Here is an 18,091-nt window from a genome sequence, read left to right as displayed (position 1 = left end):
GCGCCCTTCTCCGCGGTTGCGGCAGCGGCGCGACAGACGAGCCCCGTCAATGGGGGGCTTGGCGGGCGGTGTGCGGATAAACCCCGACGACGACGCGCCGCGGCGCAGCGGGCACGCCTGGCGAGGCGGCCCGGGCCTACTTCGCCAGCGGGAGCGTGATGGCGTCGATGCGCGCGAGGATCTCCGGCGTGAGCCGCGGCGTGACGGCCAGCGCGCCGAGGTTGTCCTGCAGTTGCGAGAGCCGGCTCGCGCCCAGGATCACCGTGGAGACCCGCGGGTTGCGGTTGATCCAGGCGATGGCCAGCTGCGCCAGCGTGCAGCCGAGTTCCTGCGCGATCGTGGCGAGCTCGCCGACGGCGGCATTGCGCTGCGGCTCCTGCAGCTGCTCGCGCAGCCAGGACATGCTCTCCATCGCGCCGCGACTGCCCGCCGGGATGCCGTCGCGGTACTTGCCGGTCAGCAGGCCCGACGCCAGCGGGCTCCAGGTCGTCAGGCCCAGGCCGATGTCCTCGTACAGGCGGGCGTATTCCTTCTCGACGCGCTGGCGGTGGAACAGGTGGTACTGCGGCTGCTCCATCACCGGCTTGTGCAGGTGGTGGCGCTCGGCGATCTCCCAGGCGGCGCGGATCTCGTCGGCGCTCCATTCGCTGGTGCCCCAGTACAGCGCCTTGCCCTGCGTGATCATGTCGCTCATCGCGCGCACCGTCTCCTCGATGGGCGTGTGCGGGTCGGGGCGGTGGCAGTAGACCAGGTCGATCTCGTCCAGGCCGAAGCGCTTGAGCGAGCCATCGATGGCCTGCATCAGGTACTTGCGGTTCAGCGTGTCCTTGTAGTTGACGGTCGTGCCCGACTTGTCGATGCCCCAGTAGAACTTGGTCGAGACGACGTAGGTGTGGCGGCCCCAGCCCAGCTGGCGCAAGGCCTGACCCATGATCTCCTCGCTCTTGCCCAGCGCGTAGGCCTCGGCGTTGTCGAAGAAGTTGATGCCGGCGTCACGCGCGGCGGCCAGCATCTCGACGGCCGAGCCGGTGTCGACCTGGTTGTGATACGTCACCCAGGAGCCCAGGGACAGTTCGGACACCTGCAGGCCGCTGCGGCCGAGTCGACGGTATTGCATGCGCTTTTCCTCGTGCGTGGTTCGGGTCGGGGCGCAAGGGTAGCGGACGCACCGCGCGGTGGTGGCGCGGCATGCCGAATGCCCCGGAGGGCGGGGACGGCTTGTGCGAGAGGCGGCACCGACCATGACCAAGACACCCCTGCTCAACTGGATCAAGAACGACGACGCCGCCTCGCCAGCGGAGACCGTCGACCACGCCCGCCGCCAGCTGGTGCGCGGCGCGCTGGCCGCCGGCGCGCTGGCCGGGCTGCCGCTGGCCGGCTGCGGTGGCGGAGATGGCGGCGGCGATGGCGGGGACGACGGCGGCCCGCGCGTCGCGGTCGTGTTCAGCCACGGCGTGGCCAGCGGCGATCCCCTGGGCGACCGGGTCATCCTCTGGACCCGAGTGCTGGCGCAGGACGCCGCGGACACGCGCGACGTGCCGGTCACCTGGGAGGTGGCCAGCGATGCCGCCTTCGGCACCCTCGTGGCCAGCGGCAGCGCGACCGCGCGCGCGGCCGGCGACTTCTGCGTCAAGGTCGATGCCACCGGCCTGCAGCCGGGCACGCGCTACTGGTACCGCTTCAAGGCCCACCAGGCGGTGTCGACCGTGGGCCGCGCGAAGACGCTGCCCAGCGGCAACGTCGCGCAGGCGAAGCTGGCGGTGTTCTCCTGCGCCAACTATCCGACCGGCTACTTCAACGTCTATGCCGAGGCCGCCAAGCGCGCCGAGGCCGAGGACTACGACCTCGCCGTGCACCTGGGCGACTATCTCTACGAATACGGCCCCGGCCAGTACGCGAGCGGCAACGCCCAGGCGCTGGGCCGGGTGGTCGAGCCGCAGCAGGAGATCGTGGCCCTGGCGGACTACCGACGCCGCTACGCGCAGTACCGCTCGGACGCCGACCTGCAGCGGCTGCACGCGCTGCTGCCGATGATTGCCGTGTGGGACGACCACGAGATCGCGAACGACGCCTGGCTGGGCGGCGCGCAGAACCACCAGCCGGCGACCGAGGGCGACTTCGCCGCGCGCCGGGCCGCCGCGGTGCAGGCCTGGCACGAGTGGCTGCCGGTGCGCGATGGCGCCGATCCGCTGACGACCTACCGCAGCTTCGATTTCGGCTCGCTGATGTCGCTGCACATGCTGGACACGCGGGTGATCGCGCGCAGCGAGCAGCTGGACTACGCGGACTACCTCGGCGCCTCGGGCCTGGACGGCGGCCGGTTCCAGGCCGGCATGGCCCGCGCCGACCGTACGCTGCTGGGCACGACGCAGGACCAGTGGCTGCAGGCGCGCCTGCAGGCATCGACGGCGACCTGGCAGGTACTGGGGCAGCAGGTGCTGATGGGCCGGATGGACATCCCGTCGCCGATCCTCTTCGAGGCCAATGCGCCCGGCACCGGCGTGACCGTGTCGCAGTACGCGGCCATCGTCGCCAAGGCGCAGAACGATCCGGCCAGCCTGACGCCACAGGAACAGGCGGTGCTGAACGCGCCCAGCCTCCCCTACAACCTCGATGCCTGGGACGGTTACCCGGTCGCCCGCGAGACGCTGCTGGGCGCGGCGCGCCAGCTCGACAAGAACCTGGTCGTGCTGGCGGGCGACACCCACAACGCCTGGGCAAACGACCTGCTGGACGGGGCGAACCGCCAGGTCGGGGTCGAGTTCGCGACCTCCTCGGTGACCTCGCCGGGCTTCGAGGAGTACCTGCCCAACGAGGACCCGCAGCAGCTCGCCGGCGCGCTGACGCAGCTGATCGGACCGCTGGTCTACGCGGACACCTCGCGGCGCGGCTACATGGTGGTCACCGCCACGGCGGCCGAATGCCGCTGCGACTGGATCTTCGTCAGCACCATCCTGAGCCGCGACTACACCGCGTCGCTGGCGCAGTCGCTGCGCACCTTGCCGGGCGCGGGGCAGCGCCGGCTGGTCGCGGTGTGACCGGCGGCCGTCGCCCGGTCGCGAGGCTTCGCGCGCCGATGCGCGCTGGCGCAAGCCGCTGCAAGCCCGCCGCGCCACGGCGAAAGGGCCGGCGCTATAGTCGTCCGCAGCCGGCCGCCTGACGCGGCCGGCACCAGTTTTCCCGGGTCGACGTCATGTCCCAAGCTCCAGACTCCGCCGCTCATGCCGCCTCGACGGCGCCCGAGGCCTTCGACGCCGCCTTCGACGGCCAGGCCCCGCCGCTGCGTCTGGCCGTGATCGGCGCGGGACCGGCCGGGCTCGCGCTGGCGCTGCTGGCCGCGCGCTACCTGCCGCACGCGCAGGTGAGCCTCTTCGACGCCCGGCCGCTGGAGCGCGATGTCTCCGGCGATCCGCGCACGCTGGCGCTGTCGCTGGGCAGCATGCAGCTGCTGCAGCGCCTGCGCGTGTGGCCGGCGGCGCAGGCGCAGCCAATCCGCGAAGTCCATGTGAGCCAGGCGCCGCCGACGCTCTCCAGCCCCTGGTTCGGTCCGTCGGGCGAGCCCGAGGTCCGCATCAGCGCCGCCGAGCAGGCGGTGCCGCAACTGGGCGCGGTGCTGGCCTACGGCCAGCTGGTCGCGCCGCTGCAGGCCGCCTGGCAGCAGGCCAGCGCGCTGGAGCCGCGGCGGCTGGTCAGCCGTTTCGGCCAGGCGGTGGACGGCCTCAAGCAGGACCGGCCGGACGAGATCGATGCCGGCATCGCCGAGCGCTTCGACCTGGCGGTGGTGGCCGAGGGAGGCGTGTTCTCCGAGCAGGCCCGCAAGTCGCTGACGCGCGACTACCGGCAGAACGCCTGGGTGGGGACGGTGACGCTGGCGCCGGACAGCCCGGTGGGCGTGGCCTATGAGCGTTTCACGCGGCGCGGGCCGCTGGCGCTGCTGCCGCTGCCCGACCGCGACGGCCAGCGCCGCGCCGCGCTGGTCTGGTGCCAGCCGCAGGACGAGGACGAGGTCGAGGGCCTGAGCGACGCGCAGCGGCTGGCGGTGATCCAGCAGCAGTTGCCGGATCGCGTCGGCCGCCTGCTGGGCATCAGCCCGCTGAAGTGTTTCCCGCTCGGCCTGAATGCCGAACGCACGCTGGTGGAGGGCCGTCGCATCCGCATCGGCAACGCGGCCCAGACCCTGCATCCGGTGGCGGGGCAGGGCCTGAACCTGGGACTGCGCGACGCCTTCGCGCTGGTCGAGGCGCTGCGGCGCGACCCGCAGGTCGACCAGGCGCTGCGGCGCGTCGAATGGCAGCGCGCGCCGGACCGTTGGGCGACGATCCTGACCACCGATTTCCTCGCCCGCACCTTCGCCTGGCGCTGGCCGGGCCTGCCGGCGGCGCGCGGGCTCGGCCTGGCGGCGCTGCAGGCGATGCCGCCGCTCAAGCGGGCGCTGGCCGGGCAGATGATGTTCGGCCGCCGCTGAGCGGCCACCGCCCGCCCACCTCCCGATGAGCAGTTCCCCGGGCCCGGCGCCCGCCGCTGCCCCGCACGGCGAGCACGCCGAGCCCGGCACGCGCGCCTACCGCCGCATCGCGATCGCGCTGTTCCTGGCCGGTTTCACCACCTTCTCGCTGCTGTACAGCGTGCAGCCGCTGCTGCCACTGTTCGCGGCGGAGTTCCAGGTCGGCGCGGCGACAAGCGCGCTGTCGCTGTCGCTGGCGACCGGTGCGCTCGCGTTCGCGATCCTCTGCGCCGGGGCGCTGTCGGAGAGCATGGACCGCAAGCGGCTGATGTTCGCGTCGATGGCGATGGCGGCGCTGCTGAACCTGATCGCCTCGGTGGTGCCGGGCTGGCACGGGATGCTGGCGGCGCGGGCGCTGGAGGGCCTGGTGCTGGGCGGCGTCCCGGCGGTGGCGATGGCCTACCTGGCCGAGGAGATCCATCCGAAGGGCCTGGGCCGGGCGATGGGCCAGTACGTCGGCGGCACGGCCTTCGGCGGGATGATGGGCCGGGTCGGGGTGAGCCTGCTGAGCGATGCCTTCGGATGGCGGCCGGCGCTGTTCATCGTCAGCGTGCTGGGGCTGCTGGCGGCGATCGGCTTCTGGCTGCTGCTGCCGCCATCGAAGCACTTCGTGCGCCGCCGCGGCGTGACGCTGTCGGAGCACGTGGCCACGTGGCGGGCGCATCTCACGCATCCGATGCTGCCGCTGCTGTTCGCGATGGGCTTCCTGATGATGGGCATGTTCGTCGCGGTCTACAACTACGCCGGCTTCCGGCTGATGAGGCCGCCGTTCTCGCTGAGCCAGAGCGCGATCGGGCTGATCTTCTGCGCCTACCTCTTCGGCATTGCCGCCTCGGCGACGGCGGGCAGCCTGTCCGACCGCTTCGGGCGGGCGCCGGCGCTGCTGTCGGGCATCGCGCTGGCGACGGCGGGCGTGGGGCTCACGCTGCTGGCCTGGCTGCCGGCGGTGATCCTGGGCATCGTGCTGCTGACGATCGGCTTCTTTGTCGCGCACTCGGTGAGCAGCGCCTGGGTCGGCGCGCTCGGCGGGCGCAGCAAGGGCCATGCGGCTTCGCTGTACCTGCTCGCGTATTACCTTGGCTCCAGCACGCTCGGCGCGATGGGCGGGTGGTTCTGGGACCACGGCGGCTGGGGCGCGCTGAGCGGGTACGCGATGGCGGTGTTGTTGGTGGCGGCGATAGCGGCGTGGATGCTCAAGTCGAGGCAGTCGGCGCTCGCCCCGAATCCTGCCTCATGAGTTTTTGGTTCAGCCGCCGATGACGCCTTCTGGATAGGGCGCAGTTTGAGCCAAACGAACTGCTCGGTAAAACAACGACTTAGCGCGACGACCAACGATCCGGGGAGTCATCATTTTGATTAGTCGTATCGGATATGTCCGCACTTGAACCAAATCAGGCCAGGCTGTAGCGAGTGCCCTTTCGTTGACCGGTGGCGACGATCCGACCCTCTTGCACCAACTGCTGCATGCTGCGTCGGATTCGGGACCTGGGTATCTCTTGGCCGACCCGCTCATGGATGTCGCCGATGGCGGATGCGGGATATCGCTTGATGTCCTCCATCAGCAGCGCCATCAGACGGTGGGGCTCGATGCGCTGAAGCGTCGTGGTACCGACGAAGTCCAGGCTCTTCAGCATGGAGGGGTCGACGAAGTAGCGGGTCGCCTGCGTTTTCCCAGTGCTTCGCACCAGCTCGATGTTCATCAGTCGCTTGATCCAGGCTTGCAAGGCATCGACGGCATCGAGTTCGAGCGCTCGCATGAGCTCACGCGCCGTCATGCCGTCGCTCTGCGCGAGGAGGGCCAACGCAATGCGTTCCCGTTGGGAAAGTTGGAACGCCTGGTCCGCTTTCGCGATGAAGTCGATGACCTCAGGCCGGGCGATCCGCCGCGAGATGCAGACTTGAACACGATCGTGCGTTTCGAGCAGCGCCGGTGCCGGTCGCCCCTGCGAGAGAAGAATCTCGTAGATCTTGTCGAAACCGCTCCCCTCGCGCTCCATCAGTTGCAAATCATGGAAGAGGCGAGCCATTTGCTCGTTGCGGCGGACCGTCGTGTGCAGGACATTCCGAGGCGTCACCCCGATGGGCAACGAACCAGGGTTGACGATGTCCATCTGTCCCGGACGCAGGTTGATGAAGATGTCCCCGCGCTGCGTATAGGGACGATGGACGAGGGCATTGACCAGCAGTTCCCGGATCACGATCTCGTCGTAGGCCGGAACCTGCTGGCGGTAGAGGCCGTCCGGCAACTCGTAGCTTTCACGGAAGTCCGGAATTTCCGCCCAGACCGCCTCCACCAGTTCAATTGGGTTCAACGTGTGGTCGTCCCAGACCAGCTTGTTGATTTTCTGGTCGCGCTCGTCGAACTTGACGGCTTGAATGACCGGCGATGTGCCCAGCTGCGCGCGGTGCAGCGGAAGGCCGAGGCACAGGACGCCGAGGTTGGTCAATCGGCCCTCGTGGGCGAGGCAGTAATGGACGAGCAGCTCGTCGTCGGATTTCTCCTTCACGGAGGGCTTGACGCGGTCCGAGCTGCGCAATGCGACCAAGAGGGCGTTGAGCTTTCGCGGATCCGCCAGGCCGACCGGCACGTCCAATGAGCGGTGCGTCTCCCAGGAGACTGCGCTCCGGTCTGAGGCCAGCCTCAGGACCTCGTCGCCGGTGACGGGTGTGCTGCAGTCTCCGATACGAAGAAAGTATCGACCGTCAGTCGTGGAGGCGACTGCCGAGGATCGCGGAACCTTGACCCTATCGCCGCGACCCCATCGCCCGCGCACCGGGCCGTTGACGCACGTCCACAGACCTGACACCACGCTGAACGCCCCGCTCCGGGTTTGCGAGTACGTAATCGCATGCGTGCAATCCGACACGCTTCATGCACCATGTTCCGAGAAGGCTGACGCCGTGCGTCCGGCTGTTTGTTGTACCGGCGCTCGAGGGTTGGCGTTCCGACCCCTCATGGACCAGACCATTCGGAGACAAACATGATGTTCAGCGCGCGTTGGATCACCGCTACCGCCCTGGCCGCCGCCAGCTTCGCCGCCCTCGCGGCCGACCCGATCAAGATCGGCGTCTCCGGCCCCTTCACCGGCGGTTCGTCGTCGATGGGCGTCAGCATGCGCGACGGTGTGCGATTGGCAGCCCAGGAAATCAACAAGAACGGCGGGGTCTTGGGCCGCCAGATCCAGCTCGTCGAGCGCGACGACGAGGCCAAGAACGAACGCGGCGTCCAGATCGCCCAGGAACTCATCAACCGCGAGAAGGTCGTCGCCACCGTCGGCTTCATCAACACCGGCGTCGCGCTCGCCGCGCAGCGCTTCTACCAGGACGCCAAGATCCCGGTGATGAACAACGTGGCCACCGGCTCGGTGATCACCCAGCAGTTCAAGGACCAGCCCGAGAACTACGTCTTCCGCAACGCCGCCCACGACTCGATCCAGGCGCCGATGATCGTCGAGGAGGCCATCACCCGCCGCGGCTTCAAGAAGGTCGCCATCCTGGCCGACTCCACCAACTACGGCCAGCTCGGCCGCGCCGACCTGGAGAAGGCGCTCGAGCTCAAGGGCATCAAGCCCGTCGCCGTCGAGAAGTTCAACATCAAGGACGTCGACATGACGGCCCAGCTGCTCAAGGCCAAGGAGGCCGGCGCCGAGGCCATCCTGACCTACGGCATCGGCCCCGAGCTGGCGCAGATCGCCAACGGCATGACCAAGCTCGGCTGGAAGGTGCCGATGGTGGGCAGCTGGACGCTGTCGATGGCCAACTACATCGACAACGCCGGCCCCGGCGGCGAAGGCGCGCGCATGCCGCAGACCTTCATCCAGGAACCGACCACGCCCAAGCGCCAGTCCTTCATCGTCAACTACCTCAAGACGTTCAACCCGAAGAACAGCCGCATCGATTCGCCGGTCTCGGCCGCGCAGGGCTACGACTCGATCTACCTGCTGGCCGCGGCGATCAAGCAGGCCGGCAGCACCGAAGGGCCCAAGGTCAAGGCCGCGCTCGAGGACCTGAAGGCCCCCGTCGAGGGCGTCGTCACGACCTACAACAAGCCCTTCACCAAGACCGACCACGAGGCCATCACCGCCAACATCCCGGTGTTCGGCGAGGTGAAGGGCCAGCGCGTGGTCTATGCCTACGAGGCCGACTTCAAGGCGGCCTCCGAGGTCAAGGTCAAGGACGTCAACGCCAAGGGCGCCTTGACCCAGAAGAAGTGACCCCACGAAACGGCCGCCCGGTGCGGCCGTTTTTTCTTCCCTGACGTCCCGGACTCCGTATGCAGATCCTGACCCAACTGGTGTTCAGCGGCATCGCGCTCGGCATGATCTACGCGGTCATCGCCTTCGGCTACCAGCTGACCTTCTCCACCTCCGACACCCTCAACTTCGGCCAGGGGGACGCGCTGATGCTGGGCGCGCTCGTGGGCCTGACGCTGGTCGGGCACGGCGTGAACTACTGGCTGATGATCCCGCTGGTGTGCCTGTTCGGCGCGCTGCAGGGCGCCTTCGTCGAGCGCATCGGCGTGCGGCCGGCCATCAAGATCAAGTCGGAATTCGGCTGGATCATGTCCACCATCGCGCTGGGCATCATCTTCAAGAACGTGGCCGAGAACGTCTGGGGCCGCGACGACCTGAAGTTCCCGTCGCCGCTGCCGGAGGCGCCGATCAAGCTGCTCGGCGCCAACGTGCTGCCGATGGAGATCCTGGTCGTGGTGGGCGCGCTGCTGATGATGCTGGCGGTCGAGCTCTTCAACCGGCGCTCGATCTACGGCCGCGCGGTCGTGGCGACCTTCAACGACCGCGACGCCGCCAAGCTGATGGGCATCAACACCGGGCTGGTGATCACCTTCTCGTACGCACTGTCGTCGCTGACGGCGGCCTTCGCCGGGGTGCTGATCGCGCCGCTCACGCTCACGGGCGCCACGATGGGCGCGGTGCTGGGCCTGAAGGCCTTCGCGGTGGCGATCATCGGCGGGCTGACCTCGGGCATGGGCATCATCGTCGGCGGGATCATCCTGGGCATCGCCGAGACGACGACCGGCTTCTACCTGTCCACCGGCTACAAGGACGTGCCGGGCCTGGTGCTGCTGCTGATCGTGCTGGCGCTCAAGCCGGCCGGCCTGTTCGGCAAGACCGCGATCAAGAAGGTCTGAGCCCCCATGACGACCAAGACCAATCCGAAGAAATTCGTCGCGGGCGCCGTCGCCATCGTGGCGCTGTTCGCGTTCCCGCTGGTGTCGGGCAACCCGTACTACATCCACCTGGTCGAGACCATCATGATCTACGCGATCGTGCTGTTCGGCCTGGACATCGTGGTGGGCTACACCGGGCAGGTCTCGCTGGGCCATGCCGGGCTGTTCGGCATCGGCGCCTACACCGCCGGCGTGCTGATCACCAAGTTCGGGCTCTGGATCCTGGTGACGCTGCCGCTGGCGGTCGGCGTGACGGCCGCCTTCGGCGCGCTGCTGGCCCTGCCGGCGCTGCGCGTGACCGGGCCCTACCTGGCGATGGTGACCCTGGCCTTCGGCACCATCATCCAGATCCTGATCAACGAGATGGACTTCCTGACCAACGGCCCCATGGGCATCACGCTCACCAAGCCCAAGCTGCTGGGCCACCAGCTCGACGAGACGGAGTTCTACTGGCTGGTCGCGGTGATGCTGCTGGCGTCGCTGGTGTTCGTGCATCGCGTGCTGCGCTCGCACCTGGGCCGCGCGTTCGAGGCGCTGCGCGGCAGCCCGGTGGCGTCGGACTGCATGGGCGTCTCGGTCTACCGCTACAAGGTTTACGCCTTCGTGGTCAGCGCCGGGCTGGCGGGCCTGGCCGGCGCGCTGTACGCCTACTCCGAGCAGTACATCTCGCCCAACACCTACAACTTCGAACTGACGGTGATGTTTCTGCTGGCCATCATCATGGGCGGCCGCAAGACCCGCACCGGCGCGCTGCTGGGCGCCGCGATCATCGTGCTGCTGCCCAAGCTGCTCGACGACCTGCAGCTGTTCCGCTACGTGTCGGTGGCCTTCGCGCTGCTGGTGGTGGCGGTGACCGTCGTGGCGCTGCGCCGCGGCAAGGTCGGCGGCGTGCAGGCGGCGGTGCCGGTGGTGGGCAGCATCGCGTTGGCGGGGCTGTCCTTCGTGCTGGAGACGATGACCGACTGGCGCCTGTCGATCTTCGGGCTCATCACGCTGTTCGTCGTCTACTACCTGCAGGACGGCATCGTCGGGTTCGTGCGCGGCGCGCTGCACATCAAGGCCAAGCCGGTGGGCGAGGGCGGCCCGGTGGCCGAGAAACCCGCGGACGCCATCGCGCGGGCCGGCGGCGCGGATGAGCTGCTGATCGACGCGCGGGGCGTGCTGATGCAGTTCGGCGGCTTGAAGGCGCTCAACAACGTCGACCTGCAGGTGCGCCGCGGCACGATCCACGGCCTGATCGGCCCGAACGGCTCGGGCAAGAGCACGATGATGAATGTGCTGACCGGCATCTACGTGCCGACGGCGGGCGAGCTGCGCTTCGTCGACCGCTCGCTGGTGGGGCGCACCTCGGCCGACATCGCGCTGTCGGGCATCGCGCGGACCTTCCAGAACGTGCAGCTGTTCGGCGAGATGAGCGCGCTGCACAACGTGATGGTGGCGCTGCATCACAGCTTCGGCAGCAACCTGGTGCAGGTGGCGCTGCACTCGCCGCGCTACAACGCGGAGGACGCGCAGGCCCGGGCCCGGGCGCTGGGCCTGCTGGAGTTCGTCGGACTGGGCGAGCTGGCCTTCGAGGAGGCGCGCAACCTGCCCTACGGCAAGCAGCGGCTGCTGGAGATCGCGCGGGCGCTGGCGCTGGACCCGAAGCTCCTGCTGCTGGACGAACCCGCGGCCGGCCTGACGGCGCCGGACATCAAGGAGCTGATGCGCATCATCGGCAAGATCCGCGACCACGGCATCACGGTGATCCTGATCGAGCACCACATGGACGTGGTGATGGGCATCTGCGACGTGGTGTCGGTGCTGGACTTCGGCCAGAAGATCGCCGAGGGCAGGCCGGCGCAGGTGCAGGCCGATCCCAAGGTGATCGAGGCCTACCTCGGCGGCCAGCCGGCCTGAGCGCGGAGCGGAACAGACATGCTCAAGATCGATCAACTGCATGCCGGCTACGGCAAGGTCGAAGTGCTGCACGGCATCTCGGTGGAGGTGCCCAAGGGACGGGTGGTGACGCTGATCGGCTCCAACGGGGCCGGCAAGACGACGACGATGCGGGCGGTGTCCGGGATGATCGCGCCCAGCGCCGGGCAGATCACGCTCAACGGCAAGCGCATCGACGGCCTGGAGTCGTACCACATCGCGCGGCTGGGGCTGGCGCATTCGCCGGAGGGACGGCGCGTGTTCGCCACGATGAGCGTCACCGACAACCTGCGCCTGGGCGCGTTCCCGCGCTACACGGGCGCGCGTCCGAAGGGCGATGTTGAGGCCGACCTGGAGAAGGCGATGGAGCTCTTCCCACGCCTGAAGGAGCGGCGCCAGCAGCTCGCGGGCACGCTCTCGGGCGGCGAGCAGCAGATGCTGGCAATGGCGCGCGCCACCATGCTCAACCCCGAGGTCGTGCTGCTGGACGAGCCCTCGATGGGGCTCGCGCCGATCCTGGTGGACGAGGTGTTCCGCATCATCGAGCGGCTGAAGGGGCAAGGCGTGACGATGCTGCTGGTGGAGCAGTTCGCCGCGGCCGCGCTGGCGGTGGCCGACTACGGTTACGTGCTGGAGAACGGGCGCATCTCGCTGCACGGTCCGGCGGAGAAGCTGCGCACCGATCCGGCGGTGAAGGCGGCCTATCTGGGCGGCGGGCACTGACGCCGGGCCCAGGCGCCCGCCCGACCCGCGGCGACGACTCCGATCGGGCATCGCGCGCCTCCAAGCAGTTGGAATCGCCGCGATGTCCATCGCGAATGCAGGAGTGCCGCGGGTCGACGCGCTGTCTAGAGTGACTGCCTCGCCCCGCTCCGGGGCTTCTCCTCCAGCGAGGTGCAGTCATGACGAACGCTCCCCAGCGCGAGCCCGATCGACCGCCGGTCGAGGCCTGGCAGGCGCAGGGCCTCTATCCGTTCTCCCGCGATCCGGAGACGCCAGTCGAACTGTTGGAACGACAGCTGTTCGACCAGGTTGCGTGGCACCTGTCGCGCTTTCATCCGGTGTTTCGCACCCTGGCGCCGGAGGCGGTGGCCCTGCAGTTCCGGGTGCTCCGGCAGGCCGTCGAATGTGGTCCCGAGGAACTCCAGGCGCTGTTGACCGAGGTGCTCAACCTGCCGGCGGAGGACCGCCAGAGGATGGCGGAACTGCTGAAGGACGTGTCCTTGTCCTCGGTGATCCGCGAATCCCATGTGGTGACCCAGCGCCTTCAGCTGCTCGACGGGCTGGAGACGCTCCTGTTCGATGAAGTGCTGCGACCGCACGTCAAGGAGCGTGGGGAACTGCACCGCATCGTCGCGCGCAACCCCTGGCTGTTCGGCGACGAGTTCGCGCTTTCCGTGGACAACCGATCATTGACGGAGGTGCTGCGCAAGCACCGGGAACTGCTGGGACGCGATGTCGCGATCGATGAGCCCATCGAGGCGGTCGGCGACAAGCGCTCGATCATCGACCTCATGTTCTCCCGTGCGACCAGGCGGCACCAACCGTCGACGCTGGAGCACCTCGTCGTCGAGTTGAAGGCGCCGCGTGTCGCGATCGGGCGCAGGGAGATCAACCAGATCTCCGACTACGCGCTGGACGTCACGGGCGATGAACGATTCCTGTCTGTGAAAGTCAAGTGGTCGTTCTGGCTGGTGGGGCGGGACATTGAAGAAGGCTCGCGGAACCGCGCGAGGCTGCAGGAAGAGCTGCATTTGCGCAGCCCGTTCAACTATTCCGTCCACGTCGTGACCTGGGCGCAGTTGATCGACGAGAACCGGGCCCGCCTGCAGTTCCTCCAGGAGACCCTGGATTACAAGGCCAGTCGGCAGGCGGGACTGAAACATCTGCAGCGTCGCTATCCCGACTGCCTCGGAGAGGTGGTGCAGCGCGCGCAGGAGCCGCGGGCTTCCTACGCGCGCGCCCGGTGAGACCGATCAGACGAACATGCCGCCCGATGCTTCCACGCGCTGCGCGTTGACCCAGCGGTTGTCGTCCGACAGCAGTGAGGCGACGACCGGCCCGATGTCATCCGGCAAGCCGACGCGGCCCAGCGCCGTGACCGACGCGACAAGGGCGTTGACCTGCGCGTTGTCGCGCACCGTGCCGCCGCCGAAGTCGGTCTCGATCGCGCCGGGGGCCAGTGTGTTCACGCGGATGCCACGTGCGCCGAACTCCTTGGCCATGTAGCGCGTCATCACCTCGACGCCGCCCTTCATCGTCGCGTAGGCGCCGTAGCCAGGCATCGCGAAGCGCGCCAGGCCGCTGGACACGTTCAGCACGCTGCCGCCGTCGTTCATCAGCGGCAGCAGCGCCTGCGTCAGGAAGAACGGGCCCTTCAGGTGCACGCGCATCAGTTCGTCGAACTGGGCCTCGGTGGTGTCGGCCAGCGGCGCATGCACGCCCATGCCGGCGTTGTTGACCAGGTGGTCGAAGCGCTCGCGCTGCCAGTGCTGCTGGAGCGTCCGCCTCAGCGCCTGGGCGAAGGCCGGGAAGCTGCCGCTGTCGCCCACGTCGAGCGGCAAGGCAGCCGCGCGGCCGCCCAGCTGGCGGATCTCGTCGATGACGGCCTGCGCCTCGGCCTGCTGGCTGCGGTAGGTCACGATGCTGTCGATGCCGCGGCGGGCGAGATGCACGGCGGCGTTGCGGCCCAATCCGCGGCTGCCGCCGGTGATCAGCGCGATGCGGGTCGGGGTGGAGGTGGAAGCGGAAATGGAAGCGGTGGTCGTCGTCATGGTGAGCTCCTGCTGGGGTCGGTGAATCGGATGCAGGAACTTTATTGATCGATGGCTGGCGTATAAATCGTCATGAACCGATTTGACCGTTCACGCGAGACGAACAAATGAGCGATGCCCCCCTCCGCTTGCCGGCCTCCCCGCCGCCCTCGATCGAGACGCTCCAGGTCTTCGTCCGGGTCGCGGAACTGGCCAGCTTCACCCAGGCCGCGCAGAGCCTGGGCCTGCCCAAGGCCAGCGCGTCCACGGCCGTGCAGCGGCTCGAGGCCAGCCTGGGCACGCGGCTCTTCCACCGCACGACGCGGCGCGTGCAGCTGACGCAGGACGGGCAGGCCTGCTACGAGCGCTGCAAGGACCTGCTGGCCGACCTCGACGACATGCAGACCATGTTCCAGCCGGCCGCCAGCGGCCTGCGCGGCCGGCTGCGGGTGGACATGCCGATGCGGATCGCCCAGGACCTCGTCGTCCCGCGACTGCCGGAGTTCCTCGCGGCGCATCCGGGGCTGGAGGTCGAGCTCAGCAGCACCGACCGCCGCGTCGACCTCGTGCGCGAGGGTTTCGACTGCGTGCTGCGGGTGGGGCCGCTCGGCGATTCCACCCTGGTGGCCCGGCCGCTGGGCGCGCTGGCGATGGCCAACTTGGCCAGCGCCGCCTACATCGCCGAGTTCGGCATGCCCGAGTCCCTCGAGGACCTGGCCCGCCACCGGCTGGTCCAGTACGTGACGACGCTGGGTCAGCGTTGCCCCGGCTTCGAATGGTGCGACGACGCCGGCGCGACGCACTTCGTGCCGATGACCGGCGCGCTGACGGTCAGCGATTCCGGCTCCTACGCGGCGGCCTGCCTGGCGGGGCTGGGCCTCACGCAGGTGCCGCGCCACGGGATCGAGGCGGAGGTGCTGGACGGCCGTCTGGTGGAGGTGCTGCCCCGCTTCCGGCCCGCGCCGATGCCGGTGCACCTGCTCTACGCGCACCGGCGCCAGTTGCCGCGGCGGGTGCAGGCCTTCATGCAATGGCTGGCCGACCTGCTGGCGCCGCGGCTGTTGCCGCTATCCTCTGCCTCCTCGGCCCCCACCTCCTGAACCGCCTTGCGTTCCGATCCCGTCCTGGACCCGCCGTCCGTGCTTTCCCAGCAAGCCCGCGCCGTGCTCGCCGCCGGCGATGTCGCCGCGGCGCAACCGCTCGGCGAGGAGTGGCTGCTGCTGGCGCTCGAGCAGGCGGACGAGGCGCAGCAGGCCCAGGCGCTGCTGCACCTGGCGCGCTGCGATCGCGCGCTGCATCGACCGGGCGAGGCCCGGGGGCGCAGCGAACTGGCGGCCCGGCTGTTCCGCCAGCAGGGCGACGCGTCCGGCGAGGCCGGGGCGCTGTCGGTGCTGGCGCACAGCGCGTCGCTGGCCGGGCATCACGAGGAGGCGATCGAGGCGGCGCTGCTGGGGCTGCGGCTCGCGCAGCTGCGCGGCGACGGCGCGGCGCTGGTGCTGGCGCTGGAGGACCTCGGGGCCTGCCACGTGTGGGCCCGCAACTTCGACAAGGCGGCCGAGGTGCTGCGCCAGGCGGCGGACGCCGCCAACGCCAGCAAGCCCAGGCGCAGTCCGCTGACGGCCTGCCTGTGGCTGGCGATGGGCTCGCTGCTGGCCTACGCCGGCGAGCGGGAGCAACGAGGGCAGTTGCCGCCGCTGGGGCCGCTCGAAGGGCACCTGATCAACGCGCGCCACCTGCTGGCCGAAGGCGATGCCGAAGCGCAGTGCTGGTGGACGCTGATGCAGACGATGGCGCAGATCTGGAAGGGCGCCTCGGCGTTCGCGCAGCCGGAACTGCAACTGGCCTTGGCCCAGTTGCCGGCGCAGGAGCGGCATTGGCTCGCCTCGCTGGCCGGCTGGGTGCAGGCCGAGCTGGCCTGGGCGCGGCGGCTGTGGCCTCAGGCGCGTCGGGCCGCGGCGCAACTGGTGACCGAGGCCGACCTGGTCCAGCACGAGCCCCTGGCGCAGCTGGGCGAGCTGATCGCCAGCCAGATCGAGGAACAGCAGGGGCAGCCGCAGCGCGCGCTGCAGCGCCTGCGCGCGCTGCGCGAGCGCGAGGCGCGGGTGCGGATCGCCAGCCTCGCGAGTCGCGAGTCGACGGTGCAATGGCAGCTCGACGCGCGCCGCAGCGAGCGCGACCGCGTGCAACTCGCCAGCGAGGCGCAGCGGCTGGAGAAGCTGTCGATGGAGGATCCGCTGACGGAGCTCGCCAACCGCCGCAGCTTCGAGGATCACGCGCGGGCGCAGCTCGCGGCCGGCGGCGTGGTGAGCCTGGCCTTGATCGACGTCGACCACTTCAAGCAGGTGAACGACCAGCACTCGCACCTGGTCGGGGACCAGGTGCTGAGCCAGATCGCACGGCTGATGCGCCAGCATGTGCGGGAGCACGACGTCGCGGCGCGCCTGGCCGGCGACGAGTTCGTGCTGCTGCTGCGCGGCGCGACCGAGGAGGTCGCGCAGCAGGCCTGTCGCCGGCTGGACGAGGCGGTGCGCCGGCACGACTGGAACGCGGTGTCGGACGGCCTGCGCGTGAGCATCAGCATCGGGGCCGCGCAGCGGCAGGAGGGCGACACGCTGGAGACGCTGATGGCGCGCAGCGATGCCGCGATGTACGCCGCCAAGCGCGAGCGTCAGGGCGCCGGCGTGCGCCTCACCGACGAGAGCGGAGGCGAGGGCGACGCGCCGGATTGAATCGGCCGGAAGGTCCGTGCTCATCGGGGCCGTCGGGCGACGGCGTCGGCACAAATACACAAGAACCTGCGTGGCGGTTTCGCCGAAAACGCGCCGTGGGTGAAGGTCGACCGGTTCGGTCGATGCCAAGAATGGAAACCTCTTTCGCACCTTGCCTGCCAGGAGGTTTCATGACTGATGCCCATGCTGCCGGATCGTCGGGACGGATCGCCCCGATGGGAGATCCGAGGTTTCCTTCCATTCCGGGTCCGTTGACCGATGCCGGTCGACGACGACTCGACTACGTTCAATCGCTGATCGACTGCCGCTCCCGGAAGCGGGTCGTCGCGCCGGGGGAGGATGCCCGACCGTTCGACCTGCCCGAACGATTGATCGCGATCTACGCCCGCAATCCCGATGTCCTGAACTATCCGCCGCGTGCGGGTGAACTGCAGGCTGCGCTGATGGAGATGCGCCATGGTTGCGGTGGTTGTTGACGCGAACGTCGCGCTGGGCTGGATCGAAGCGCTGGACCAAGGGCCGGACCTGCATGACTACGCCGCCAAGCTCGGCCGAGCGCTTGCGAACGACGAGGCCTATCTCATCGCGCCGTATGTGTTCCACGCCGAATGCGCTCACTCGCTGCTCAAGCGGAGTCGATCAGGGGGCTGGCCGCCGGGGACCGTCCAGGACTACGCGGCCATGATCGAGTCCTATCGCGTGGTCCTGCATCCCGAGATCACGCCCTTGCTCGAGCATGTGGACGCTGCGGTCAAGCGACATGTGCAAGGCTTTGACCTGCTGTATCTGGACCTGGCGCTGGCCACGGGCGCGTCGATCGCGACCAAGGATCGAGGCTTGATCGCCGCGGCGGAGCGTGTCGGTGTGCGCGTGTTCTGAGCTGCGGGGCCCTCAGTGCCCCTGGTGAGCATCAGCATCGGGGCCGCGCAGCGGCAGGAGTGCGACACGCTGGAGACGCTGATGGCGCGCAGCGATGCCGCGATGTACGCCGCCAAGCGCG

Annotated in this window: 15 protein-coding genes; 12 read left to right on the top strand and 3 right to left on the bottom strand. The window is 69.2% G+C overall.

Annotation, left to right across the window (positions count from 1 at the left end; translation table 11 throughout):
* Positions 1 to 136: 136 nt before the first annotated feature.
* A complete protein-coding gene (locus tag ACTJKJ_RS13890) occupies positions 137 to 1,117 on the bottom strand; it encodes a potassium channel beta subunit family protein (RefSeq protein WP_091730919.1) in 981 nt (326 codons plus the stop codon).
* Positions 1,118 to 1,241: 124 nt separating this feature from the next.
* Between ACTJKJ_RS13890 and ACTJKJ_RS13885 the strand changes: the two genes are divergently transcribed.
* The 3 genes from ACTJKJ_RS13885 to ACTJKJ_RS13875 all read left to right on the top strand — a co-directional run bounded on the left by ACTJKJ_RS13885 (position 1,242) and on the right by ACTJKJ_RS13875 (position 5,741).
* Complete coding sequence (locus ACTJKJ_RS13885) at positions 1,242 to 3,038, top strand: alkaline phosphatase D family protein (protein ID WP_440820823.1); 1,797 nt, start codon at positions 1,242 to 1,244, stop codon at positions 3,036 to 3,038.
* Positions 3,039 to 3,193: 155 nt separating this feature from the next.
* Complete coding sequence (locus ACTJKJ_RS13880) at positions 3,194 to 4,465, top strand: FAD-dependent monooxygenase (RefSeq protein ID WP_440820822.1); 1,272 nt, start codon at positions 3,194 to 3,196, stop codon at positions 4,463 to 4,465.
* A gap of 25 nt (positions 4,466 to 4,490) precedes the next feature.
* The gene (locus tag ACTJKJ_RS13875) at positions 4,491 to 5,741 is read left to right on the top strand and encodes an MFS transporter (protein WP_440820821.1); all 1,251 of its coding nucleotides are present in this window, start codon (positions 4,491 to 4,493) and stop codon (positions 5,739 to 5,741) included.
* Positions 5,742 to 5,895: 154 nt separating this feature from the next.
* On the opposite strand, the gene ACTJKJ_RS13870 is transcribed toward ACTJKJ_RS13875, so the two are convergent.
* Complete coding sequence (locus ACTJKJ_RS13870) at positions 5,896 to 7,092, bottom strand: ATP-binding protein (RefSeq protein WP_440820936.1); 1,197 nt, start codon at positions 7,090 to 7,092, stop codon at positions 5,896 to 5,898.
* A gap of 393 nt (positions 7,093 to 7,485) precedes the next feature.
* Between ACTJKJ_RS13870 and ACTJKJ_RS13865 the strand changes: the two genes are divergently transcribed.
* The 5 genes from ACTJKJ_RS13865 to ACTJKJ_RS13845 all read left to right on the top strand — a co-directional run bounded on the left by ACTJKJ_RS13865 (position 7,486) and on the right by ACTJKJ_RS13845 (position 13,579).
* A complete protein-coding gene (locus ACTJKJ_RS13865) occupies positions 7,486 to 8,718 on the top strand; it encodes an ABC transporter substrate-binding protein (RefSeq protein ID WP_091730935.1) in 1,233 nt (410 codons plus the stop codon).
* 59 nt (positions 8,719 to 8,777) lie between these two features.
* Positions 8,778 to 9,653 carry a branched-chain amino acid ABC transporter permease gene (locus tag ACTJKJ_RS13860; RefSeq protein WP_091730939.1) on the top strand — a complete coding sequence of 292 codons (876 nt, stop codon included), beginning with the start codon at positions 8,778 to 8,780 and terminating at the stop codon, positions 9,651 to 9,653.
* A gap of 6 nt (positions 9,654 to 9,659) precedes the next feature.
* Entirely contained in the window at positions 9,660 to 11,591 is a 1,932-nt protein-coding gene (locus ACTJKJ_RS13855) for a branched-chain amino acid ABC transporter ATP-binding protein/permease (protein ID WP_440820820.1), read from the top strand.
* Positions 11,592 to 11,609: 18 nt separating this feature from the next.
* Positions 11,610 to 12,332, top strand: a complete 723-nt coding sequence (locus ACTJKJ_RS13850; protein ID WP_147240762.1) for an ABC transporter ATP-binding protein — start codon at positions 11,610 to 11,612, stop codon at positions 12,330 to 12,332.
* A 179-nt stretch (positions 12,333 to 12,511) separates the two neighbouring features.
* Complete coding sequence (locus ACTJKJ_RS13845; protein WP_440820819.1) at positions 12,512 to 13,579, top strand: histidine kinase; 1,068 nt, start codon at positions 12,512 to 12,514, stop codon at positions 13,577 to 13,579.
* A 6-nt stretch (positions 13,580 to 13,585) separates the two neighbouring features.
* Here ACTJKJ_RS13845 and ACTJKJ_RS13840 read toward each other — a convergent pair whose 3' ends face one another.
* The gene (locus tag ACTJKJ_RS13840; protein ID WP_440820818.1) at positions 13,586 to 14,383 is read right to left on the bottom strand and encodes an SDR family NAD(P)-dependent oxidoreductase; all 798 of its coding nucleotides are present in this window, start codon (positions 14,381 to 14,383) and stop codon (positions 13,586 to 13,588) included.
* 107 nt (positions 14,384 to 14,490) lie between these two features.
* Here ACTJKJ_RS13840 and ACTJKJ_RS13835 point away from each other — a divergent pair, with 107 nt between their 5' ends.
* The 4 genes from ACTJKJ_RS13835 to ACTJKJ_RS13820 all read left to right on the top strand — a co-directional run bounded on the left by ACTJKJ_RS13835 (position 14,491) and on the right by ACTJKJ_RS13820 (position 17,970).
* Positions 14,491 to 15,462: a LysR family transcriptional regulator gene (locus ACTJKJ_RS13835; RefSeq protein WP_440820817.1), complete on the top strand. Its 972-nt coding sequence runs from the start codon at positions 14,491 to 14,493 to the stop codon at positions 15,460 to 15,462.
* 39 nt (positions 15,463 to 15,501) lie between these two features.
* The gene (locus ACTJKJ_RS13830) at positions 15,502 to 17,091 is read left to right on the top strand and encodes a GGDEF domain-containing protein (protein ID WP_440820816.1); all 1,590 of its coding nucleotides are present in this window, start codon (positions 15,502 to 15,504) and stop codon (positions 17,089 to 17,091) included.
* A 170-nt stretch (positions 17,092 to 17,261) separates the two neighbouring features.
* Complete coding sequence (locus ACTJKJ_RS13825; protein WP_141225407.1) at positions 17,262 to 17,567, top strand: hypothetical protein; 306 nt, start codon at positions 17,262 to 17,264, stop codon at positions 17,565 to 17,567.
* Positions 17,548 to 17,970, top strand: a complete 423-nt coding sequence (locus ACTJKJ_RS13820) for a PIN domain-containing protein (RefSeq protein ID WP_147240850.1) — start codon at positions 17,548 to 17,550, stop codon at positions 17,968 to 17,970. Before ACTJKJ_RS13825 ends, ACTJKJ_RS13820 begins: the two co-directional genes overlap by 20 nt.
* Positions 17,971 to 18,091: the final 121 nt, after the last annotated feature.

The sequence above is a fragment of the Roseateles sp. 22389 genome (assembly GCF_052044995.1).
Classification (GTDB): Bacteria; Pseudomonadota; Gammaproteobacteria; order Burkholderiales; family Burkholderiaceae_C; genus Roseateles.
Note: the sequence above shows the minus strand (reverse complement) of the source record. Positions and strands in the feature narration are given on the sequence as shown.